At 68.8% G+C, this 23335-nt stretch carries 18 protein-coding genes, 2 pseudogenes and 2 CRISPR repeat arrays; of the genes and pseudogenes, 12 read left to right on the top strand and 8 right to left on the bottom strand.

Annotated features, from left to right (window positions below; all coding sequences use genetic code 11):
- Nucleotides 1-106: 106 nt before the first annotated feature.
- From A8W25_RS33145 to A8W25_RS34220, 4 genes are all read right to left on the bottom strand, one after another.
- Nucleotides 107-655, bottom strand: a complete 549-nt coding sequence (locus A8W25_RS33145; RefSeq protein WP_079126568.1) for a hypothetical protein — start codon at nucleotides 653-655, stop codon at nucleotides 107-109.
- 597 nt (nucleotides 656-1252) lie between these two features.
- Nucleotides 1253-1456 (bottom strand): hypothetical protein, encoded by a 204-nt coding sequence (locus tag A8W25_RS31565; RefSeq protein WP_067167963.1) that lies wholly within the window; start codon nucleotides 1454-1456, stop codon nucleotides 1253-1255.
- 170 nt (nucleotides 1457-1626) lie between these two features.
- Nucleotides 1627-2175, bottom strand: coding sequence for a hypothetical protein (locus A8W25_RS33150; protein ID WP_079126568.1), 549 nt, complete (start codon nucleotides 2173-2175; stop codon nucleotides 1627-1629).
- Between the two features lie 597 nt (nucleotides 2176-2772).
- The gene (locus A8W25_RS34220; protein ID WP_067167963.1) at nucleotides 2773-2976 is read right to left on the bottom strand and encodes a hypothetical protein; all 204 of its coding nucleotides are present in this window, start codon (nucleotides 2974-2976) and stop codon (nucleotides 2773-2775) included.
- Between A8W25_RS34220 and A8W25_RS35895 the strand changes: the two genes are divergently transcribed.
- The gene (locus A8W25_RS35895; RefSeq protein ID WP_420708546.1) at nucleotides 2954-4012 is read left to right on the top strand and encodes an Eco29kI family restriction endonuclease; all 1059 of its coding nucleotides are present in this window, start codon (nucleotides 2954-2956) and stop codon (nucleotides 4010-4012) included. The genes A8W25_RS34220 and A8W25_RS35895 overlap by 23 nt on opposite strands.
- A 53-nt stretch (nucleotides 4013-4065) precedes the next feature.
- Nucleotides 4066-4946 (top strand): IS5 family transposase gene (locus A8W25_RS33160; RefSeq protein ID WP_107470853.1). Its coding sequence is split into 2 segments (ribosomal slippage): nucleotides 4066-4426 and nucleotides 4426-4946, totalling 882 coding nucleotides; the frame shifts between segments, so codons are not numbered across the junction.
- Here A8W25_RS33160 and A8W25_RS31595 read toward each other — a convergent pair.
- Together A8W25_RS31595 and A8W25_RS35360 are read right to left on the bottom strand one after the other, a co-directional pair.
- Complete coding sequence (locus tag A8W25_RS31595) at nucleotides 4947-5291, bottom strand: hypothetical protein (RefSeq protein WP_067167971.1); 345 nt, start codon at nucleotides 5289-5291, stop codon at nucleotides 4947-4949.
- Nucleotides 5292-5301: 10 nt separating this feature from the next.
- Nucleotides 5302-5679, bottom strand: a complete 378-nt coding sequence (locus A8W25_RS35360; protein WP_234386787.1) for a hypothetical protein — start codon at nucleotides 5677-5679, stop codon at nucleotides 5302-5304.
- A 541-nt stretch (nucleotides 5680-6220) separates the two neighbouring features.
- Between A8W25_RS35360 and A8W25_RS31605 the strand changes: the two genes are divergently transcribed.
- The gene (locus tag A8W25_RS31605) at nucleotides 6221-7540 is read left to right on the top strand and encodes a transposase (protein WP_067167973.1); all 1320 of its coding nucleotides are present in this window, start codon (nucleotides 6221-6223) and stop codon (nucleotides 7538-7540) included.
- A gap of 45 nt (nucleotides 7541-7585) precedes the next feature.
- Here the strand turns inward: A8W25_RS31605 and A8W25_RS31610 are convergent.
- A pseudogene (locus A8W25_RS31610) lies at nucleotides 7586-7810 on the bottom strand (transporter); the annotation flags it as partial.
- Between the two features lie 603 nt (nucleotides 7811-8413).
- Entirely contained in the window at nucleotides 8414-8971 is a 558-nt protein-coding gene (locus A8W25_RS31615; RefSeq protein WP_067167976.1) for a TetR/AcrR family transcriptional regulator, read from the bottom strand.
- 72 nt (nucleotides 8972-9043) lie between these two features.
- Here A8W25_RS31615 and A8W25_RS31620 point away from each other — a divergent pair, with 72 nt between their 5' ends.
- From A8W25_RS31620 to A8W25_RS31665, 9 genes and pseudogenes are all read left to right on the top strand, one after another.
- Nucleotides 9044-10201 (top strand): FAD-dependent monooxygenase, encoded by a 1158-nt coding sequence (locus tag A8W25_RS31620; protein WP_067167978.1) that lies wholly within the window; start codon nucleotides 9044-9046, stop codon nucleotides 10199-10201.
- A 56-nt stretch (nucleotides 10202-10257) separates the two neighbouring features.
- Nucleotides 10258-11095: pseudogene (locus A8W25_RS33165) on the top strand (IS5 family transposase).
- A 425-nt stretch (nucleotides 11096-11520) separates the two neighbouring features.
- Nucleotides 11521-14442 (top strand): CRISPR-associated helicase Cas3', encoded by a 2922-nt coding sequence (gene cas3 / locus A8W25_RS31635; protein ID WP_420708547.1) that lies wholly within the window; start codon nucleotides 11521-11523, stop codon nucleotides 14440-14442.
- A gap of 306 nt (nucleotides 14443-14748) precedes the next feature.
- Nucleotides 14749-16428, top strand: a complete 1680-nt coding sequence (casA, locus tag A8W25_RS31640; RefSeq protein ID WP_079126570.1) for a type I-E CRISPR-associated protein Cse1/CasA — start codon at nucleotides 14749-14751, stop codon at nucleotides 16426-16428.
- Entirely contained in the window at nucleotides 16425-17567 is a 1143-nt protein-coding gene (gene casB / locus A8W25_RS31645) for a type I-E CRISPR-associated protein Cse2/CasB (RefSeq protein WP_067167980.1), read from the top strand. Before casA ends, casB begins: the two co-directional genes overlap by 4 nt.
- Before the next feature lie 99 nt (nucleotides 17568-17666).
- On the top strand, nucleotides 17667-18830 hold the full coding sequence (cas7e, locus tag A8W25_RS31650) for a type I-E CRISPR-associated protein Cas7/Cse4/CasC (protein ID WP_067167982.1): 1164 nt from the start codon (nucleotides 17667-17669) through the stop codon (nucleotides 18828-18830).
- Complete coding sequence (gene cas5e / locus A8W25_RS31655) at nucleotides 18830-19621, top strand: type I-E CRISPR-associated protein Cas5/CasD (protein WP_067167983.1); 792 nt, start codon at nucleotides 18830-18832, stop codon at nucleotides 19619-19621. Before cas7e ends, cas5e begins: the two co-directional genes overlap by 1 nt.
- A 5-nt stretch (nucleotides 19622-19626) precedes the next feature.
- Complete coding sequence (gene cas6e, locus A8W25_RS31660; RefSeq protein ID WP_067167995.1) at nucleotides 19627-20421, top strand: type I-E CRISPR-associated protein Cas6/Cse3/CasE; 795 nt, start codon at nucleotides 19627-19629, stop codon at nucleotides 20419-20421.
- Nucleotides 20414-20953, top strand: coding sequence for a CRISPR-associated endonuclease Cas1 (locus A8W25_RS31665; RefSeq protein WP_079126571.1), 540 nt, complete (start codon nucleotides 20414-20416; stop codon nucleotides 20951-20953). The genes cas6e and A8W25_RS31665 overlap by 8 nt, the downstream gene beginning before the upstream one ends.
- Nucleotides 20954-21030: 77 nt before the next feature.
- Nucleotides 21031-21976: a CRISPR direct-repeat array (repeat unit 28 nt; unit sequence GTCGTCCCCGCACCCGCGGGGGTAGTTC).
- 212 nt (nucleotides 21977-22188) lie between these two features.
- A CRISPR array of direct repeats spans nucleotides 22189-23313; the repeat unit is 28 nt; unit sequence GTCGTCCCCGCACCCGCGGGGGTAGTTC.
- Nucleotides 23314-23335: the final 22 nt, after the last annotated feature.

Raw genomic sequence — 23335 nt, forward strand, 5'->3', positions numbered from 1 at the left:
CCCCATCACCAGCCTCCCGCCGACACTGCCGACCAGCCCCCGCCCCACAGCACACCGCTGAGCCCCTTGCGACCCAGAGCCGGATTCCCAGTACCCACCGAGAACCTCAGCGCCGGGCGGCGCGGAACTCGGCCAACAGCTGCGCCAGGTCCACCCGGCGCGCCCGAAGAAACTCGCTGTAGTCGAGGGCGGTATCGCGCAGGTACACCCCGTCGGCGAAAGACTGGAAGCCGATCCTCTGCCACAGCGCGGCGATCTTCCCAGCAGCCACGTCGTATTCCACCCGCGTCAGTTCCCGCCCGTCCGCGGGCCACTCGCTGACGCCCGAGGTACAGGCCACCGCGCAACAGCCGCCCTGCAGACGCAGGATGGCTTCCAGGGCGAACACGGGGGCCAAGCGGAAGCCGCGCCATGCCCCGTCCAGGACGACCTCGTCCAGGATGAGCAGGTCCCCTACCGGCGTCTCGACCGCTTCCTCAAAGGCGGCGCTGTAAGCCTCTCCGTCCAGAACCGTCTCGGCGATCTGCAGGGGGTCCCCGGACATCTCGTCGGCGCCACGGATGCGGCTGTAGCCGGTGTAGTCGCACAGCCGGTACAGCCTCAGACACCCGATCTCGGTGTCGTCCTCGTGCGTGTCCAGGGCGGTGAGCGTCACCGTCCACTCCTGCAGCGTGTCACCGGATGGGGCGACTCAGGCCAACTGCGAGAAGGAGAAGGCCATGGTCACCAGCGACGGATTGGACGACAGCTCCGCCCCCGGACGGCGCCTGGGCACCTCCGCCTCGGCGCGGACCACGTGCAACCCGGCATGTCGCTCCCCTCGCAGACCGTACGGCGCCGGCACCACAGTGCCGCAACTGCCGTACGCGCGGCCATCCCCCGACAGGGTGCACCCCGGGGGGTGCACAGGCGGATATATAGCGGATGATCCCCGGTTTCCGAAACCGGCGATCATGCGGATCCTTGAGCCTCCACCGCCACCCCAACCACCCCATCGAAAGGCCTCCCGCCTCCACTCAGACAACTTCATCCGCGCAACGCACATGTGCATGGGCCAAGGCGTTTCCTTCCGATCACCGCGCTGACCAGATGAAGATGGCGGCGAGGCGGAGTCCTGCGAGGTAGATGGTGGCGGTCTTGTTGTATCGGGTGGCCCCACCGCCACTGCAGGGTGAAGCGGTTGCACGCGTGCGGTGAGGCAGGGCCCGTCCAGCGAGATCCGGAAGGGCCCTGTCTGGCCTCGCCGGGACCATCAACCCTTGCTGATCACGAGCCCTGCCATCGCGGCGCTCAACGTGAGACAGGCTCCGAACGCCGTGCCAGCCTTCAGCAGGACAGCCGGAAGAGGGTTGCCGCCGAGGTGGTGAAGCACGCCCGTGATACCTCCGCAGATCACGGCCGTTTCCACGGCTACCACCCCGCTCAACACCCAGATGACGACGTACTCGTATGACACCTGCAGCCCTCCTTCGTCGTTGTCCGGACCTACCTTCCACCCGCGATCGACACTTTTTGTTCACCATGCACAATGGTGCACAGAGGTGAACAAGGAGAGCGGGGGAGGCCACAGCACACCGCTGAGCCCCTTGCGACCCAGAGCCGGATTCCCAGTACCCACCGAGAACCTCAGCGCCGGGCGGCGCGGAACTCGGCCAACAGCTGCGCCAGGTCCACCCGGCGCGCCCGAAGAAACTCGCTGTAGTCGAGGGCGGTATCGCGCAGGTACACCCCGTCGGCGAAAGACTGGAAGCCGATCCTCTGCCACAGCGCGGCGATCTTCCCAGCAGCCACGTCGTATTCCACCCGCGTCAGTTCCCGCCCGTCCGCGGGCCACTCGCTGACGCCCGAGGTACAGGCCACCGCGCAACAGCCGCCCTGCAGACGCAGGATGGCTTCCAGGGCGAACACGGGGGCCAAGCGGAAGCCGCGCCATGCCCCGTCCAGGACGACCTCGTCCAGGATGAGCAGGTCCCCTACCGGCGTCTCGACCGCTTCCTCAAAGGCGGCGCTGTAAGCCTCTCCGTCCAGAACCGTCTCGGCGATCTGCAGGGGGTCCCCGGACATCTCGTCGGCGCCACGGATGCGGCTGTAGCCGGTGTAGTCGCACAGCCGGTACAGCCTCAGACACCCGATCTCGGTGTCGTCCTCGTGCGTGTCCAGGGCGGTGAGCGTCACCGTCCACTCCTGCAGCGTGTCACCGGATGGGGCGACTCAGGCCAACTGCGAGAAGGAGAAGGCCATGGTCACCAGCGACGGATTGGACGACAGCTCCGCCCCCGGACGGCGCCTGGGCACCTCCGCCTCGGCGCGGACCACGTGCAACCCGGCATGTCGCTCCCCTCGCAGACCGTACGGCGCCGGCACCACAGTGCCGCAACTGCCGTACGCGCGGCCATCCCCCGACAGGGTGCACCCCGGGGGGTGCACAGGCGGATATATAGCGGATGATCCCCGGTTTCCGAAACCGGCGATCATGCGGATCCTTGAGCCTCCACCGCCACCCCAACCACCCCATCGAAAGGCCTCCCGCCTCCACTCAGACAACTTCATCCGCGCAACGCACATGTGCATGGGCCAAGGCGTTTCCTTCCGATCACCGCGCTGACCAGATGAAGATGGCGGCGAGGCGGAGTCCTGCGAGGTAGATGGTGGCGGTCTTGTTGTATCGGGTGGCCCCACCGCCACTGCAGGGTGAAGCGGTTGCACGCGTGCGGTGAGGCAGGGCCCGTCCAGCGAGATCCGGAAGGGCCCTGTCTGGCCTCGCCGGGACCATCAACCCTTGCTGATCACGAGCCCTGCCATCGCGGCGCTCAACGTGAGACAGGCTCCGAACGCCGTGCCAGCCTTCAGCAGGACAGCCGGAAGAGGGTTGCCGCCGAGGTGGTGAAGCACGCCCGTGATACCTCCGCAGATCACGGCCGTTTCCACGGCTACCACCCCGCTCAACACCCAGATGACGACGTACTCGTATGACACCTGCAGCCCTCCTTCGTCGTTGTCCGGACCTACCTTCCACCCGCGATCGACACTTTTTGTTCACCATGCACAATGGTGCACAGAGGTGAACAAGGAGAGCGGGGGAGGGCGCGTGACGAGTGACCCGCTGGCTGAACTGGGTCAGCGTCTGACTGACTTGCGTGTGAAGAGCGGCTGGAACGTCAATCAGCTCGTCGCCAGGTGCGATTCTCTGGGGCGGACAGTGATCAGCAACGCACTGAATGCCCGCAAGGGACGGAAAGTCCCATCTGCGGACACGGTCGTTAGGATCTGCCGGGCTCTCGGCGCGGACTCGACTCCGTTGCTTGAACTGCTCAGGCAGGCCAAGGAGGATCGACGGACTCCGCCCCCCGGGCCGCGAGCAGAGGACCGGAGTCGGCAGTTCGCCCGAGAACCCAGCTCTGACGTAGATGACGCCGGCGACACTTCAGGCCGGTTCGACCCGCTACGACGCGAGAACCTGGAACGTTCAGTGCAGTGGGCGCTGGAAAGTGCTCCACCCGTCCCGCTCGCCTCGTTCCCTGCGGCGCCGGTTGAAGGTCTGTATGCCCTGTACTACGTGGGGTCGCACGCCCTCTATCGCCCGGTGTCCTCATCGGCTTGCGCGGTTCCGATCTATGTCGGCAAGTCCGTGCCGAGTGGGAAGTCTCATAGCGGGGTGGTCGTCCGGGGTTCCATGAATCACCGGCTGCGCGTCCATCTGCGATCGCTCGAGGACGTGCACGACCTTGCTGTCCAGGACTTCCTGGTGCGGTATCTCCCAGTAGACGAAATCTGGACGATCGGCCCTGAGCGGCTCATGATCGGTGATCACCGACCGGTCTGGAACGTCGTCGTCGAAGGCTTCGGGGCCCACATGCCGGGGGGTACTCGCGCAGCAAGGACGCCTCGAACGTTCTGGGATGAGCTGCACCCGGGGAGGCCGCAGGCCGAGCGCCAGAGGGACGCCAGGTTGAACCGCGCCGAACTACAACGGGCAGTGCGGCAGCACTTCGCTCGCATGGCGGATGACTAGGGCCTGTCCGGCGGATCATATGACTTCTCTCGCCTCAGCCCGTTGGCATGTTCATGGGGCGGGGAGATCTTACGAGCGAGGAATGGGCCCGGCTGAAGCCGCATCTGCCCAAGTCGGGGCGGCGCGGTGGGCGTTGGGCCAGTCACCGCAGGATCATCAACGGGATCCTGTACCGGAACCGGACGGGTGTGCCGTGGCGGGATCTGCCTGCGCGGTTCGGGAAGTGGAAGACCGTGTACGAGAGACACAGACACTGGTCAGCGGACGGCACGTGGGACAGGATCTTCGCGGCCGTTCTGGCCGACGCGGATGCCGAGGGCCGCATCGACTGGTCGATGGTGTCCGTGGACTCCACCACCTGCCGGGCCCATCAGCACGCTGCCGGCGCACGCAAGAAGCCCCCGCGGGTACCGGGAAAAGACGCACGCCCCGGCAGCACCGTCCCGACGAAGGGCTCGGGCGCTCCCGGGGCGGCTTCACCAGCAAAATCCATCTGGCGGGCGAAGGCGGGCTCCGCCCCTTGGCCCTGCTGATCACGCCGCGTCAGGGGGGCGACGCCCCGCAGTTCATCCCTGTCATGGACCGCATCCGCGTCGGGCGCCGGGGCGGCGGACGCCCCCGCGCCCGTCCGGACCATGTCGGCGGTGACAAGGCGTATTCGTCCCGCCGCAACCGCCGCTACCTGCGAAGGCGGCAGATCAAGCACACCATCCCCGAACCGAGGAACCAACGGGACAACCGTCAACGTCGCGGCAGCAAGGGCGGACGGCCCACCAGCTTCGACACGACGATCTACAAGCGCAGGAACGAAGTGGAACGGACGATCTTGGCGCTCAAGAACTCCCGCGCCGTGGCCACCAGGTTCGACAAACGCACCTATGTCTTCCACGGCACCGTCACCCTGGCCTCGATCCGCCTCTGGCTCAAGGCATGATCAGCCAGCTTCCAGCGCATCGGCCCGCTTCGTCAGGTCGGCCGCGATGGCGTCCCAGTCCGGTCCGTGCAGCCACAGGTTTTCGGCGGCCTCCCGCATCAGTGCCGGTTCATCCGGGCGCTGCAGCAGCACCAGCCGATAGGCCAGGTTCCGGACCCAGACCGGCAACTGACCGTCGACTGCCTGCGGACAGAGCTCACGCAGCATGGCGAGGATCACATCCGCGTCCGCGAAGGTCAGCTCCTCCACGAAGTAGCGTTCCTCGTGCTCCTGGTCGCACTCCGGGGTTGGTCGGTACTCGTCTCCGTAAAGACACCGGGCATGCTCCGTCAGGGTGCTGTGCATGCCCTGAAGCCTACGACGCCATGATCCGCCGGACAGGCCCAAGCCCGCCGTCGGCGAGCCAGGTGACCACCAGCCGGTCCCGGGCGGCGTTCACCGTCTCCAGCAGCCTCTCCCGGGCCCCGTCCGGAAGCATCTTCGGATGCCGGCGGTGCGGTGCCTTCGGTGCCAGCGGGTTGGTGGGCAGCGATGACTTCACATGCCCGAGGAACGAACGGCGCCGGTCCACCCGCGACGGCAGCCGCGACTTATCGAGCTTCTTGCCGAGTTCGCCGTTGATGCCGAGGGAGGACTGATGCAGGTAGAAACCCTTCAGACAAGCCGCCGCAGTCGACAACGCGGAGTGGCCGTAGGGGCGCTTGCCGACCCGCCACGGCTCGCCGAGCGGCACCGACCATGCCCATGTACCGTTCAAGGTCTCGCAGTTGGACTGCGGTGAAGGCCAGGCATTCCCGCTCCAGCCACCGCAGATGGTCCACCAGCAGATACGCGTACGTCCTCTGCGTTCCCGAACCATCATGCAGACGCAGGAACCGATCCGCCTCCGTGTGCACCGTCCCCTCGGGCCACACGACCGTCCACGACCGGCGCCCGTCCTTCCGCTCGATCTGCTGGACCCTCAAGTCCCCGACCACAACGTGCCGTGCCACTCGTCCTCCGTACCGACTCCAGAACATGACAGACGTCCCGGACACGGTCGGTGAACAAGCCCGGGACGTGCTGGTCACAGTCCCAGACGGACATCACGGGCAGGACTACTCGACTTTCGCGGTTTTCGTGGGGGTGCGGTGAGGCCTCGACTTTCGCGGTTTTCGTGGGGGTGCGGTGAGGCCGTGAGGTGGGGCGGGATTGGCCGAGTCGGCCGTGGTGGCGACCGCATGAGAGAAGCATCGGCGGTGTCATAGTCCGCCCTCCCAGGGAGGGGGCCGCCGATGCTTCCCGCTCCGACCGTACCGCCGTCTCTGCTCGCCGTGCTGGCGAAGCTGAAGGGTTGCTTCACCACGCCGACGTTTCAGACCTTCGCCGTGCTGGTGGTGGGGGCGATCGCGCAGACCGGTCGGCGGACGGTGACCGGCATGCTCACAGCCGCGGGCCTTCAGCAGTGCTGGCCGCACGACCGTGCGCACTCCTTCTTCTCCCGTGCCGCCTGGGATGCCGATCTGCTCGGCATCGTCTGCTCGCACGTGATCGCCTGTCTGCTGGTGCCCGAGGGACAACCGCTGGTGGCGGCGGTGGACGACACCTTGTTCAAGCGGTCAGGGAAGAAGGTGTTCGGCGCTGCCTGGCAGCACGACGGCGCCGCGAAGACACCCCGCGGGACGGGGCGGGGGACCTGTTTCGTCGTTCTGGGCCTGATCGTCCACCTGCCCTTCCTCGCCCGGCCGGTGTGTCTGCCGGTCATGGCCCGGCTGTGGCGGCCGAAAGGCGAGAAGACCAAGGTGGAACTCGCCGCGGCGATGATCCGCACCCTGTCCGCCTGCCACCACCGGCGCCGCATCGACATCGTCGCGGATGCCGCCTACCACGGCCGCCCGCTGCGCGGCCTGCCCGAGCACGTCACCCTGACCACCCGCCTGCCCAAGAACGCGGTCCTCTACGGCCTCGCGCCCCCGCGAACCGGCCGCCGCGGCCGTCCCCGTATCAAGGGAGAGCGCCTGGGCACCCCCGCCGACCTGGCCGAAACGCTTGTTTTCCGCCCGTTCGCGGTCACCCGCTACCAGCGCACCGACGCCGTGCACATCGCCGAGCGGCGCTGTCTGTGGTTCGGCTCCCTGCACACCCAAACGGTCCGCGTGGTCATCGTGGCCGATACCATACCGGGCCGCCCGCTCCTGGTGCTGGTCACCACCGATCTCACCAGTACCGCCGCCGAGTTGGTGGCCCGTTATGCATCCCGGTGGTCCATCGAGGTCACCTTCGCGGAAGCACGGGAACACCTCGGCGCCGGGCAGGCCGAGAACCGTACCCGCCGCGCGGTCGAGCGGACCGTGCCCTTCGCCCTGTACTGCTACACGATCACCGTCGTCTGGTACACGCTCCACGGCCACCACCCCGACGACACCGCCGAACGACGCCGCACAGCCCCCTGGTACATCACGAAGAGCGAACCGGCCTTCACCGACATGACCGCCAAGCTCCGCCGCGTGATCATCGCCGCCAGGTTTTCCGCCAACAACCCCGCTCAACCCACCGACGACGAAATCCGCGCCGTCCACCACGCCTGGGCCGCAGCCAGCGCCAACAGCCCCTGACAACCTACGAAAACCGCGAAAGTCGAGGGACTACCTGCGGTCGGTAAACTCGACGATCACCGGGGCACCGTTCTCATCCAGACCCAGGGAGTCGATCCGGCCCCCGTGCACGGGCCCGGTACTGTACTCACTCGCCAGGAACCTCACCCCCAGCACAGCCTCCATATGCGCCTCGACGAGGCCCTGCACATCGGCCTCCGCCTCGGCCAAACGCGGGATGACCTCCGTCACGCCGCTCTTCGTCGTATGGAACAGCTTCAGGCCCGACACCCCCCGGATCGCGTGGACACCGAAGCGGAACACAGGGAAGCGGTAGGAATATTTCCGGCCTCCTACCCGGGACCACGAGATCGGACTAAACTGCTATATAAAATCTATCGGACACTTTTATTCTGGCGGGACACATGCGGGACCGTGCGGCTAACATAGCGTCAGCTAGGCCGCTGACCTGCGAAAATACCGGAAAATCGAACGGCCTCCGGAGCCGGTTCTGTACTCGCTCACGTTCCATGACATCGACACAACGGACAACGAGATCATCGCCGCTGCATGAGGGCTTCGGCCGGAGCCAGCGGAGCTGGCCCTGGCTGTAGATACCCCTGATGCCCTTCCTGCTCACCGACGCAGCGGGCATCAGGCGCGATGGTGAAGCGCTGCGGGCCGGTCCCTGCGTCATCAAACGCAGAACTACCCCCGCAGATGCGGGGACGACTGGGTGAAGGTCCCGCCCGTACGCAGCACCATGGGACTACCCCCGCAGGTGCGGGGACGACGGCGACGCGCCCTTACTGATCGTTTCAGAATGAGGTTCGTAGGTGGTGGAGACAGCTGGGGCTGCCGGCTGTTTCGAGCGGGACCGTGGACGCCTGGGGTCTAACGCAGCGCGGCGGCGACCAGTCCTTCGAGGGCCTCGCGTGATACCTCGCCGCCGTTCACCAGTCGATCGAAGACGAGTCCGTCGATGCAGGTCAGCAAAGTGTGAGTGCGGTTCTCGACGTCGATAACGCCGTGCTTGACGAGGAATAGCCGGACGGCCTCGCGGCCGGCGTTCTCGCGGGTCACGAGGATCTCGCGCAGTTCTTTGTCGCGCACGCTCTCGACGGCGCAAGCGTGGCGGGCGAGCGAGCGTCGGCGGCCCTCGCCGGTGAGTCGCTGTCGAGTGAGCGTCACCATGCCGTCCACCAGTTCCTCGACGGTATGCAGGGGTGGAAGATCGTCGGCCGTTGCGTGAAGTTCCGCCTGGTCGAGTTGGACCAGGCGGGCGACGAGTCCGGTCAGCAGTGCGGCGCGGGTGCGGAAGTAGGCCGAGGTAGTGCCGGGCGGCATGGCTGCTCTGCGGTCGACCGCGCGGTGGGTCAGGCCGCGCATCCCCTCGTCGGCGAGAACGTCGAGAGCTGCATCTGCAAGAAGGGTGCGCCGATCCGAGACCATGACCCCTTTCTACACCCGTAGAAGCTCGGGATAGAGTCGGCTTCTACAAATGTAGAAGAAGGGGGCTCCGCCATGGGCAACACGGCAGTGGTAGTCGGAGGGGGAATCGGCGGGCTGGCCGCCGCAATCGGCCTGCACCGCATTGGCTGGGACGTGACGGTCCTTGAGCGTTCTTCCCTGCTTGAGGACGCGGGGGCAGGCATCTCATTGGCTGCCAACGGCCTGCGCGCGTTGGACGAACTCGGCGTCGGCGGGGCGGTTCGGGACGCGTCGCGAGGCCAGTACAGCGGCGGCACCCGGACGCCCCGGGGCAGCTGGCTGGCCCGGATGGAAGGCTCAGCACTGGAGAAGGCGGTGGGCACGCCGATCATGGGCATCCCCCGTTCCATCTTGCATCGACTGCTTCGCGAGGCATTGCCCGCCGGGGCACTGGCGATCGGCTCCGAGGCGGCAACGGTCGCACAGGTTGGCCCGGAGGCGGTCCACGTCGGCCACAGCACCACGGTCTTGGAGGCCGATCTGGTAGTGGCAGCCGACGGTATCGGCAGCACAGTCCGCGACCAACTCTTCCCAGACCACCCTGGTCCGGTCCACAGCGGCTCGACAGTGTTGCGGGCAATCACCGAGCACGCGGTCGATCTGCGTACCGACTTCGAGCTGACCTGGGGCCGAGGCGCGGAGTTCGGACACATCGCTCTCCTGGACGGGAGGGCCGAGTGGCACGCAGTCCTCAGCCTCCCCGCCGGGACGCGGTTCGCCGACCCACTGACCGAGCTGCGCCGACGATTCCACACCTGGCACGCCCCGATCCCCGCTCTACTCGACGCGACCCGGCCCGAGGCCGTGTTGCATCACGACGTGAACGAACTCCGCACGCCTCTCCCCTCATACGTAGTCGGTCGGATCGCGCTGCTCGGCGACGCAGCCCATGCGATGACCCCCAACCTGGGACAGGGCGCCTGCCAGGCCCTGGAGGACGCGGTCACTCTGGCCGCTGCCCTCGATGCCGGGTCCACCGTCGAGACCGCGCTCGCCCGCTACGATGCCGAACGCCGGCCACGGAGCCAGGCCATCGCGGTGGCCGCCCGGCAGGCCGGGAAAATGGGCCAGCAACTGTCCCACCCGCTGGCCGTCGCCCTGCGGAACACGGCAATGCGACTGACACCGTCCCGGGTCGCCATGAATATGATCCTGCGTCACCACGCCTGGGTTCCGCCGTCGCTGAACTGATCTGGCTTGCTTCCGCTACCTCACAGGCACGTTCTGGGCCAAGTCAAGCAAGCGGGTTGTGCCGTTGGGGGCACGGTGGGCAAGGTGTCCGGGCGCGTACTGATCTTGTTCCGGACGATTTGTGGGAGCGCGTGGCCCCACTGCTGCCGCCCACTCCCGAACGACGACGTCGCCACCCCGGGCGCCTGCGCGTTCCGACCGAGTGGCACTCGCCGGTGTGATGTACGTGCTGCGAACCGGTTTCGCCTGGCGCGACGTTCCGACGGAAACCGTGGGCTGCTCCGGTGTCACGGCTTGGCGTCGGCTGCGCGACTGGACCGATGCGGGTGTCTGGTCGCGCCTGCACGCCGCGCTGCTGACCGAGCTCCGACGCGGGGGCCTGCTGGAGCTGGACGACTGCTCCGTGGACGGATCGCACATCCGGGCTCTCAAAGGGGGGATCTTGTTGGCCCCTCGCCGGTCGACCGCGCCCGTTCTGGCTCCAAGCACCACCTGATCGTCGACCGCCAGGGGACTCCGCTCGCCATCACGCTCACGGGTGGCAACCGACACGACGTCACCCAGCTCCTGCCGCTGCTGGACGCCATCCCACCGATCCGGGGCCTGCGCGGCAGGCCCCGCCGCCGACCACGCCGGCTGTTCGCCGACCGCGGCTACGACTACGACAAGTACCGCCGCATACTCCGCCGCCGGGGCATCACCCCGAGGATCGCCCGCCGCGGCGTCGCCCACGGATCCGGACTCGGCAAGACCCGCTGGGTGGTCGAGCGGACCTTCGCTTGGCTCCACCAGTTCAAGCGCCTGCGGATCCGCTACGAGATACGCGCCGACCTCCACTTGGGCCTGCTCCAACTCGCCTGCAGCATCATCTGTCTGCGGCGACTCCGAACCTGATTCTGAAACGATCAGTTAGAACGGCGCCCAGGCCGCGGACTACCCCCGCAGGTGCGGGGACGACGGCGGCCTCCACCGGCACAGGAAGAACCCGAACGGACTACCCCCGCAGGTGCGGGGACGACGCGGGTCATGCCTGCTCGGGGGCGTCCTCGGTCGGACTACCCCCACAGGTGCGGGGACGACGTGGCGCCGACGGCCAGCCGCTCGGCCGTCAGCGGACAACCCCCGCAGGTGCGGGAACGACTCTGCTGGCCCGGTACTGGTCGACCAGCATGCTGGACTACCCCCGCAGGTGCGGGGATGACCTTCTCGACCTGGGCTAATGCTAGCGGTGAAGCTGGTTTTCATCCGATGGCATCGGTGGCTGGGGGCCGTTGTCAGTGCGTGGGTCTATGGTGCGGGTCCACTGTACGGAAGGGGCTGTGCCGGTGGAGGACATGCGGTCGGTTGTGGACCTGATGCGTGTGATGGGCCTCTCGGATGCAGCTGTTGCCAGGGTGTCGCGGTTGTGGGGGAAGTCCGCGGCACGGAACGGGGGCCGGTCCCATTTGCTGCTCGGGCACCTGCTGGATACCGCTGCCGTGGCCGAGGTGATGTGGGAGCGGTACCTGTCGGCCGCGTTGCGGCAGCGGCTGGAGGAGGTCAGTGGTGGGCGCGGGCGGCTGTGGTTCATGTGGATCTGCGGGATTCATGACTGCGGGAAGGCGTGTCCTGCTTTCCAGGCGATGGACGATGCGGAGGCTGCTCCGGTCAGGGCGGCGGGGCTGACGTGGGGGCGGCTGCCGGCGGACCGGCGGCAGCGGTGGCGGCATGACGTGGCGGGTGCTGCGTTATTGCGGCCGAGGCTGGTCGCGGAGTGGGGCAACGCGGAGAGTGCGGCTTGGGTATGGCCGTTGGTGGCCGGGCATCACGGGGCGTTTCCGTCGGTGCAGGGGCTGCAGCCGAAGCATCGGGAGGTGCAGGGGCGCGGGGCCGCGTGGGCGGAGGCGCAGCGGGCGGTGGTGGACGTGTTCACCCGGGCTGTGGGGTTCGCGGATCTCGCGGATGCGCGCCCGGTGGAGGCGTTGAACCGGGCGGAGCAGTTGGGGCTGTCCGGGCTGATTGTTATGGCGGACTGGATTGCCAGTGACAGCGAGCAGTTCGAAGGTCTCACGGATGCGCACAAGATCTCTCTCGCTGGGGCGCGTCGGCGGGCGGAGGCGGCGTGGCGGCGGCTCGGCCTGCGAGGCGGATGGTACGAACTCGCGGTTCCCTCAGGTCAGTTTGCTCCGCTGACTGAGCGGTTGAGGGTGATTCCGAGGGCGTCGCAGCGGGAGCTGGTGGGGCGGGCGTGGTCGATGCCGGCGCCGGGGCTGATGGTGGCAGAGGCGCCCATGGGGGAGGGTAAGACGAAGGCCGCGCTGGCGGCGGCCGAAGTGCTGGCCGCCCGGTTCGGGCTGGACGGCGTCTTCGTGGCCATGCCGACGCAGGCGACCAGCGATCCGATGTACGAGCAGGTGCTGGAGTGGGTGCGGTCGTTCGATCCGGACTTGGAAGCGCAGGTCACGCTGCTGCACGGCAAGCGCCGCTTCAACCCGACATGGCGGCAGATCTGGGAGCACCAGCGAGCCGGACAGGAGGGAACGTCCGGCAGTGATGAGGAGTCAGCGTTCCTGGACCCGTTCGACGTCTACGGGGCGACGGAGGAGGATGCAGAGTACGGCATGCCCTCCTGGACGCCGGGGGGCGACAGCGCTCCGCAGGAGGGGCGTGACGGCCCGGCCTTGTGGTTCCTTGGCAATAAGCGGGGTCTGCTCACCGCGTTTGCCGTCGGCACCGTGGACCATCTTCTGCACGCGGCGACCCGCACGCGGCATGTGATGCTGCGCTTCGCCGGCCTGGTCGGCAAGGTCGTGGTGGTCGATGAGGTGCATGCTGCGGACGTCTACATGCGTCAGTTCCTCCTTGAGGCGTTGCGCTGGCTCGGGCAGGCCAGGGTTCCGGTGGTCCTGCTGTCGGCGACGCTCCCGCCGGCGCAGCGGCAGGCGTTCGTCGACGCGTATCTGTCGGGTGCTCTGAGCGCGGCGGATGTCCACTGCCTGGTACCGGAGCCGGCCGGATATCCCTGTGTCACCGTGGCCTATGCCCTCAGTGGGTCTCCGGTGGCGGAGAGTTCGCGTGAGGCCGTGCCGGCCTGGCGTGCGTCGACGCCGACGCGGCTTGGCTGGCTGCCGGACATCACCGGGGACGGGGAGGTGATCGCCTCGGCGGTGTCAGAAGAGCTTGCCGATGGCGGCGTGGTGCTGGTGGTGGTCAATGCAGTCGACCGTGCCCAGGCTATTCATCGTGCGCTGACGAAAGCGGGGTTCGAGGGGCAGGTGCGGCTGCTGCACGGGCGACTGTGCGCGGCCGACCGGGCGCAGCGGACCGAGGAGTGCCTGCGGCTGCTGGGGCCGGAGGCGGGTGAGGGGCGGCCTGGCCGGATGGTGGTGATCGCCACCCAGCTGGCCGAGCAGTCGTTCGACATTGACGCCGATCTGTTGATCACGGACCTGGCTCCCGTCGACTTGCTGCTGCAGCGCATCGGGCGGCTCCACCGGCACAACGGGACCCGCAGACCGACGGCATTCGCCGCGCCGCGTGTCCTGGTGACGGGCGTGGCGGCTGGGGCCGGCGGCCGGCCGCGCTTCCTTGCGGCGTCGAAGGCGATCTATGGGGAGTGGGCCCTGTTGAGGGCAGCCGCTCTGGTATCCGAGGCTGCTGGACTGTTGGGCACAGATGCGGCGCGCGGGGGCGGCTGGAGTCTTCCGGCTGACGTGCCGGGCCTGGTGGCCAGGGGCTACGGAGAGGCGTCGGTCTGCCCGCCGCACTGGAATGAGGGTGTGGCCTGGGAGGCGTGGCAGGCGAAGGAGCAGCAGCGGGAGAAGTGCGCGGAGGGCTTCCTTCTGACGCGTCCGCGGGAATGGGGGGCGCCGACGTTGGAGGGGTTGCACTATGCGGGCAGCCGGGCGGCGTCGGAACAGGATCTCGACGCCGTGGTACGCGATGGCAAGCGGTCGGTGGAGGTCGTGCTCGTCCGCCGCTCCCCCGATGGCTACCGGGCACTCGACGGGACCTGGATGGGGGTGCACGGCGAGGTGGATGACGAGACGGCGGTCAGCCGACTGCTGGGCGGCACAGTGCGGCTCCCTGCACGCCTCGCAGAAGCCGCGGAGGCGGAGCTCGCCCCTTTGCCGGGGTGGGCCGGTCATCCCTGGCTGCGCTATACGCGGGCGCTGGTCCTGGAAGACGGCGGGACAGCTCTCCTGGGCAAGGAACGAGTCGGGTACGACGACGTGCTCGGGCTGGTCGTCGACCGAGGCTGAACGGCGCGGGAGCCGGGACCGCAGTTCCACTCACCCCGCGCTGCGGGGACGACGTGAAGCACTAAACGGGAACACCCCCGGCATTCGGGGAGGGGCAGCGGCTCCTCGCGCCGTGGGGCAGGGTACCGGCTCGCCCGCACGAACAGGCCAAAGAGAAACGGGCTGGCTGGGATTCCCCGAATCAGTTGCAAGCATTAAACCTTTCCTGCCAGCCTCGTTGGGGCCAACCCAGTTGCAGACAGGGCGAGTTGGCAAGTCAACCTGTGCGTTCGGGGGTACGCACGATCCCTGGAGGGGGAATCGATCATGGACGCTGCGGGAGATCTCGTCCACGGCGACTGGCTGAGCACAGCGGACGCCGACAGCGCCGTCCGTAAAACCGGCCTGTTAGGTGGGCTGGTCGGTGCCCACACGGTCCGGAGGCTGGAACTGCCGGTGCCGACGATGCTGCCGGCGCTGCTGCGGCAGCTGCTGCTGCCGGTGGTGTGGGATGCCATCGGCGTGCCGCGCACGCGGCAGGAGTGGGCACAGCGGTTCAACCGCGGCCGGTTCTCGGATGCCGAAGTGGAGCAGCTGACCGACTACCTCGGGCCCCGATACGGTGACCGTTTCCGGCTTTTCGACGATGAGCGCCCGTTCGCCCAGGTCGCCGGTCTGCAAGCGCTCAACGGCGAGGCGAAGTCGGCTGGGCAGCTCGTGCCCTCGCTCGCCTCCGGCAACAACGTGCCGCTATTCAGCGCGGTCAGCGAGGGCGACGAGGTGCTTTTGCCGCCCGGGCAGGCGCTGTTGTGGCTGCTCCATGCGCACTGCTGGGACACGGCATCGATTAAAACCGGGGCCGTGGGTGATCCACAGGCGAAGAACGGGAAGACGACCGGCAACCCGACGGGCCCGCTCGGCCAGCTCGGCGTGATCGTCCCGGTAGGCCAGAACCTGTTCGAGACGCTGATGCTGAACACGCCCATCCTGGCCGCCGGCCTGGACCCGGCGGACCGGCCGCAGTGGGCGTGGGAGGAACGGCCTGCCTCGCTGGGATGGAAATCCCCAGCTGGCCCCCAGTGGTCGCCGCGCCCGGCCGGGGGGCTGCTGGACCTGCTCACCTTCCAGGCACGCCGCATCCGGCTGATCCCGTGCGAGTCGGAGCAGGGAGTGCGTGTGCACCGCGTGATCGTCTGCGCCGGCGACCGCCTCACACAGACTCCGGAAGCAGACCCGCACACGGCGTGGTCGCACACGGCGAAGCCGAAGGCGGGACAGCCCGCCCGGCGCCCCCGCCGCCATATCTCCGGGCGTTCGGCCTGGCAGGGGCTGAGCACACTGCTCGCGCTGGCCCTGCCCGTCGAGAGCGACGGGCCGTACACCTCCGTCCTTCTGCGGCAGACCGGTGACCTGCGCGCCGACGACGCCCTGCCTGAAAACTACGCGCTCGGTGTGGAGATCTGCGGCCTCGAATACGGCACCCAGTCCGCCGTCGTCGAGAACGCCATCGGCGACAGCCCTCCTCTCCCCGTCACCTGCCTGCTCGCCGAAGACGCCTGGCTGCGCGCCGCGATCCTGGAATGCGTGCGCCAGGCGGACCAGGTCGGCCGCGCCCTGGACAACCTCAACAACGATCTGCGGCGGGCGTCCGGCGGCGAACCACTGGCCCGGGACAAGGGCCAGCGCCCCTCCTCCCGGCTGCTGCACAGCCTCGACGCCACGATGCGCCGCCTGCTCGCCGGGCTGCGCACCCTCGGCAAGGACGACGACCGGCTGGAGCAGGCCCAGCACGCCTGGGAGCAGTGCCTGCGCGCGGCGGCCGTCCGGGAGGCCGACGCGCTCCTTGCTGCCGCGCCGCCGCGCGCGACGGTGGGACGGGTCGAGAAAAGCAACGGCAAGGAGGTCGTGTACCGCAGCGGCAAAGCCGCCGGCCTCTTCTACAAAAAGCTCGCCGAGACCCTCACCCTGCTCCCCTTGCTCTCCGATGACGAGGATGACGCTGCATGAGCACTACAACGGGCAGGACCCGCACTAGCCTGCGCGCCTACTTCTGGGACGAGGCAGCCGCCGACTGGCACGCCCGCCGCCAGGAAGGCCGCCCCGGCTTCTCCGAGCACATCACACGCAAGCTGCGGGGCTTACGCGAGGGCATCAGCGGCGAACCGGGCACGGTTGCCGCCATGCGCGAGGCCCACCGGGTGCGCGTGACAGACGCCGCCCGCAGCACCGACCGCCTGCCCGGCCTCTACATCGCCGAGCACGCGGCACTCACGCTGTTCGGCCGGCACCAGCAGGCAGCGACCGAACCCGCCCACCGGCCCCGGGCCGGTCTGGGCACGGCCTGCCGGCACCTGCGCTGCGCCGAAGCACTCTCGAAGAACGCTGTGCAGCAGCGGCTGATCGCGGCCGCCACTGCACAAGACCTCGATGAGCTCATCCAGCATCTGTACCGTCTCGTCCCGCTGCTGGGGCAGGCAGGCATCGGCCTCGACTACACCCGGCTGATGTACGACCTCGCTGCCTGGGACAGTCCGGCCCAGGACCGCGTCCTGCGTTCCTGGGGGCTGCAGTACACCCAACCGCCCAACGCCGAGGACGACACCGATGCCGCCCCGTACTGGGACCGCTTCGCACCGGATGGGGCGGACAGCGGTGCACAGCTCGCGGCTCTGAGGTCCGGCACAGGCCGTGAAGCCGGCGCCGTCCCCGCGATGTGGCCCTACTACCGAACCCGCATGTCTGCCCTCCTGCGGGACCAAGGCGCCCTCACCAAAGACCTGATCGCCGAGCACACCGCACTCTTCCTCTTCGGGCAGCACCAGCAGGGCCGCAGCCGGACCATGCATGTCCCCGGCAACAGTCCCGGAACCGCCGCCCGCTTACTGCTGGCGAAGAACGACAGCGGACACGAGGCACTGGAACGCCGGCTCGGTGCCCTGATCACCTCGATCGACACCGGCGAGGTGGCGATGCACCTGCGGGGCCTCATCCCCCAGCTCTCGCGCGCCGGTATCGGACTCGACTACGACCTGCTGCGCACCGCCCTGCGCACTTGGGACGACCCCAAGCAGCCCCACATGCAGGGCAGTTTCCGTGACCGCTGGGACCGCGACTTCCGCATCCAGCCCACATCCAGCCACTCCTGACACCCCCGCGGCACGGCCCCTGCCAGTGCCGCGCATGCCTTCCTGCTTCAGCCGGGCATCGCCCACCGGCGATGCCCCCTCTCACCGAGGAGCCCGTCCGTGACTCAGTCCCCCGCCTTGTTCGTCGAGGTCCACATCCTGCAGAGCCTGCCCCCCTCCAACGCCAACCGGGATGACTCCGGGACTCCCAAGCAGGCGCTTTACGGCGGCGCCCGCCGCGCCCGGGTCTCCTCCCAGTCCTGGAAGCGGGCCACCCGCACCGAATTCGCCAAGGCCATCGAGCCGGCCGACCGCGCGACCCGGACCAAGCGGATCGCCGCCCTGCTCGCCAAGCGGCTCGCCCGCCCGGCCGCGCAAGGCGGCACGGGCCTTGAGACCGCCCAGGCCGAGCGGCTGGCCGCGGCCCTGCTGGAGCCTCTGGGGATCACCAAGTCGTCCAAGAAAGAAGAGCAATCCGCATACCTCCTCTTCTTCGGCAAGCGCCAGCTCGACGAGATCGTCAAGCTGCTCAACAACCGTGCCGCAGACCTGTGCACCCTCTCCGACGCGGACCTAAAAGACGAGGTCGCCAAGCTCCCCGTGGTCGCCACCCTCTCAGCCGGCCACCCCGCCGAAGTCGCGCTCTTCGGCCGCATGGTCGCCGACCTGCCCGCCCTCAACGTGGACGCCGCCGTCCAGGTCGCCCACGCCCTGTCCACCCATGCCGTGCGCACCGAGTTCGACTACTACACGGCGGTCGACGACGAGAACACCGAGGACCACGGCGCGGGAATGATCGGCACGGTCGAGTTCAACTCCTCCACCCTGTACCGCTACGCAGTCCTCGGCGTGCACCAGCTGCGCGACAACCTCAGCTCCGCGAAAGACACGCGGGAGACGGCTATCGGGTTCGTCGACGCCTTCACCCGTTCCATGCCGACCGGCCACCAGAACTCCTTCGCCCACCGCACCCTGCCCCACCTGGTACTCCTCACCCTGCGCACCGACCAGCCGGTCAACCTGGTCTCCGCCTACGAGGAACCGGTCGTGGGCGTCACCGGCCTGGCGACCGAGTCCGCCGTCCGCCTGGCAGGCGAACTGACATCCGTCGCCGCCACCTGGGGCGCCCAACCCCTCAGCACCCTGGCCGCCTACAGCCTCGGCGCCGACAAGCTGACCGAGGCGTTCGGCCCGTCCCTCTCCTTCCCGCAGCTGCTCGACTCCCTCAGTGAGCAGATCGGACAATGGCTGGCCGACAGCCAGATCACCAAGGCGGACGCGTGATGACCGGCCACGCCGTCCTCACCCTCAGGCTGGCCGCGCCGCTGCAGTCCTGGGGCGGCCCCTCCCGCTACAACCGGCGTGAGACCCAGCCCCACCCCACCAAGTCCGGCGTCCTCGGCCTCCTCGCTGCCGCCCAGGGCCGCTCCCGCGAGACATCGATCACCGACCTCCTCGGCCTCAGGCTCGGCGTACGCGTCGACCAGCCGGGCTCTCTGCTCCGGGATTACCACACCTTCAGCGACCACCGCGGCATCCCCCTGCCCTCCGCCAAGGTGAACGCCAAGGGCGTCCAGACGAAGACCAGCCCACCCAAGTACACCGGCGTCACCCAGCGCTTCTATCTCCAAGATGCCGTCTTCGTCGCCGCGCTGCAGGGTCCCGTCCCCCTCCTGGAACGCCTGGAACACGCGGTACGCCACCCCCGCTACCCGCTTTACCTCGGCCGCCGCTCCTGCCCTCCCACCGGACCGGTCAGCCTCGGCCTGCAGGCCGACGCCGAACTCGCCGACACTCTCATCGCTGTCCCCTGGCAGGCATCCGCCCACCGTCGCAGCCAGGTCCGTACGGCGGACGTGACACTGGAAGCCACCGTCGAGGACCCCGCTGGCGACCAACTCGCCGTGGACGTGCCCGACACCTACGACCTCAAAACCGGCACCCTCTTCAGACGGCGGGCCGTCCGCCACCTGTGGGTCACCCTCCCCACCGGCCGACCAGCAGCACCATCCACCGCCGGCCACGCCCGCGCGGCTCACCTGGACCACGACCCGTTCGCTCTCCTGGGCTGGTGACCCTCATGCCCTACCTGTCGAAAATCGCCCTCAACCCGCGCCGCCGCCAAGCCGTCTCCCTGCTGTCCAGCCCCCACCGCCTGCATGCGGCCATCCTCGCCGGTCTCGCCGTGCAGCCCGTCACCGAACGCATCCTGTGGCGAATGGAAACCAACGCCCCCCACCGAGCCGAGATCCTCGTCCTCACCGAAAGCCGCCCTTCCTGGCAACACCTGATCGACGAAGCCGGCTGGCCCGGCGCCGACGGCGGCCACCCACGCATCGCCGACTACACCCCACTGCTCGAACGCCTCGCACTCGGCAGAGAGTTCACCTTCCGCCTCACCGCCAACCCCGTCCAGAGCGTGCCGCACCCCGCCAAACCGAGCGAGCAGCAGAACGCGCGCCTCAAAGCCCACACCGAACAACCCGACTCCGCCCGCCGCCCACGCGGCTTCCGTGTCGCCCACCGCACCGCAGCCCAGCAACTCGACTGGCTCCTCACCCGAGCCGAACGCCACGGCTTCACCATCCCCCCAACGCCCACCCCCACACCAGCTCCAGGACTCACCGCCGACGCCACGCACACACCAGGACCCGCCGTAACGATCACCAGCCGCGACATCCTGCGCTTCCACAAACACCGCAACGGACCCCGGATCACTCTCTCCACCGCCACCTTCGAAGGGCGCCTGAGAGTCACCGACCCCACCGCACTGCGCGTTGCCCTGCTGCAGGGCATCGGGCCGGCCAAAGGATACGGGCAGGGACTGCTCACCCTGGCTCCGGCAACAGCCGAAGCGGCGGTGACGCATGGCTGAGCCGTGCTGGCGGGCCGGCCCCCAGGAAGTCCACAGGCTGGAGGACCGCGTCTCCAGCCTGTACGCCGAGCGCTGCCACATCGACCGCGACGACAACGCCGTCGTCCTGGTCAACAAAGCACGCGTCGTGCACGTTCCGGAGGCCTGGCTCGCCGTCCTCCTCATCGGCCCCGGAAGCCGCATCACGCACGCAGCCGTCACCCTGCTCGCCGACTCCGGCACCGCCCTGTGCTGGGTCGGTGAGCACGGGGTGCGCCTCTACGCCTCAGGCCACGGCATCGCGCGCGGCTCCCAGCTGCAGCTACGGCAGGCATGGCTGGTCACCCGGCCCAAAGAACGCGTCAAGGTCGCCCGCCGCATGTACGACATGCGCTTCCCCCGGGAGGACACCAGAGGCCCTCACCGTCCAGCAACTTCGAGGACCGGAAGGCACACGCATCCGTCGGCTCTACACCCAGCACTCCGAACGCACCGGAGTGCCCTGGACCAAGCGGAAATACAAACCCGGCGACGCCTTCGCAGCAGGCGATGACGTCAACCGCCTGCTGTCCGCAGCAAACTCCGCCCTCTACGGCATTTACCACGCCGTCATCACCGGCCCCGGCGTCAGTCGTCCCCGCACCCGCGGGGGTAGTTCCTGCACGCCCGCCAGCCCGTACACGGTCGCGGTGTCGTCCCCGCACCCGCAGGGGTAGTTCCGCGACCCCAACGCCGGGTACCTCATGGACCAGGTCGTCCCTGCACCCGCGGGGGTAGTTCGCGGCGTCCGGCGATGTAGTGGCGGCCCTCGGTGTCATCCCCGCACCCGCGGGGGTAGCTCCTGCTTGGCGGGCGCGCAGGTGGTGGGCGTGGGGTCGTCCCCGCACCCGCGGGGGTAGTTCCAGGGCGCCGAGCACGTTGGCCGGCGGGGCGTCGTCGTCCCCGCACCCGCGGGGGTAGGTCTACGAGCCCGACGACACGCTGGGGGGGGCCCGGGTCGTCCCCGCACCCGCGGGGGTAGTTCCTTCACGCTCATCTCGTAGGAGGCGGCCGTGGCGTCGTCCCCGCACCCGCGGGGGTAGTTCTCCTCTCGGAAATTCTCGGGCGCCCTCGTTGACGTCGTCCCCGCACCCGCGGGGGTAGTTCTCTGCTACACCCCCGGCTGTACCAGGCGTACCGGTCGTCCCCGCACCCGCGGGGGTAGTTCCAGCAGAGGACTTGGCCCAGGAAGTCTTCGTCCGTCGTCCCCGCACCCGCAGGGGTAGTTCCCAGGTGATCGCGATGAGCGGAGTGTGCTCCCAGTCGTCCCCGCACCCGCAGGGGTAGTTCGTCGTCGAGCAGATCATCGCCGCCCTCACCGAAGTCGTCCCCGCACCCGCGGGGGTAGTTCGGTGTCCTTGCGGCCCTTGCGGGGGGGGGGACGCCGTCGTCCCCGCACCCGCGGGGGTAGTTCCTTGGCCTCGGCGCGGGCCTGGAGGCGGGCCTGGTCGTCCCCGCACCTGCGGGGGTAGTTCGCTGCGCAACGTCGACTTGCTGCTGGGTGCGACGTCGCCCCCGCACCCGCGGGGGTAGTTCGGCCACCCGCACACGCTGCCGGTAGACGAGGCCGTCGTCCCCGCACCGCGGGGGTAGTTCGGTGGTGTCAACGCGTCCCGAAGCAAGAGCGCCGTCGTCCCCGCACCCGCGGGGTAGTTCCGCGCGGCTGAACATCCCGAGTGTCTACCGGCTGTCGTCCCTGCACCCGCGGGGTAGTTCCGCAGATCGCGGACCCGGCCACACCCGTACTGCGTCGTCCCCGCACCCGCGGGGGTAGTTCCGACGGTACCCGCCTCACCGCGGCCCGTACGCCGTCGTCCCCGCACCCGCGGCGGTAGTTCCTCGTCGACGCCACCGGCCGCAGCTACGGCGGCGTCGTCCCCGCACCCGCGGGGGTAGTTCTCTTTCCATCCCCGTAGAAGTGCGGGACCAGTTGTCGTCCCCGCACCCGCGGAGGTAGTTCCCTGTACGACCCCGAGACGCTGCCCCAGCTCGCGTCGTCCCCGCACCCGCGGGGGTAGTTCCGGCCCACACACCACCACTGACCGACCCGCAGCGTCGTCCCCGCACCCGCGGGGGTAGTTCTGCGAGTTCCATGACGGAATGCTAGACCCATTTGTCGTCCCCGCACCCGCGGGGGTAGTTCTCCCCGTACGTACGCGGATTGGGCTGTGTCGCGGTCGTCCCCGCACCCGCGGGGGTAGTTCAGGCTCCGACCCGCCGCCGTTGCGGCTCTTGTCGTCGTCCCCGCACCCGCGGGGGTAGTTCCTGGATGGCGGCCGGAGCCAAGGCCGCCGGGATGTCGTCCCCGCACCCGCGGGGGTAGTTCTGCTCCGCCACTCGTGGAACAGCCTGCGTGAGAGTCGTCCCCGCACCCGCGGGGGTAGTTCGAGGCCCTGCCCCAGGCGCTCGGACATCCATGGGTCGTCCCGCACCCGCGGGGGTAGTTCCCGGCGCCGGGCTTGGCCGTAGTTCAAGTACGTGTCGTCCCCGCACCCGCGGGGGTAGTTCCACGGACCCGTCACAGTGGTGAACCAGCTTGTTGTCGTCCCCGCACCCGCGGGGCTAGTTCCTTCTCCGTATCCTTCTCGCGCAGAGTTTCCAGGTCGTCCCCGCACCCGCGGGGGTAGTTCGGTCAGGCTGCTGTCGGTGAGGGTTCCGCCCTCGTCGTCCCTCCACCCGCGGGGGTAGTTCTCGGTTGTTGGGCTTGCTCTTCGCGCCGTTCGCGTCGTCCCCGCACCCGCGGGGGTAGTTCTGCCTGATGAGCGTGGCCAGTTGACGGTCGACGGTCGTCCCCGCACCCGCGGGGGTAGTTCAGTGCCAGAGGTGTACGCGGACCGACCTGTCACGTCGTCCCCGCACCCGCGGGGGTAGTTCCCAGTCCTGGAGGCTGGAGTAC

The organism is Streptomyces sp. ERV7, from assembly GCF_001653515.1.
GTDB lineage: Bacteria > Actinomycetota > Actinomycetes > Streptomycetales > Streptomycetaceae > Streptomyces.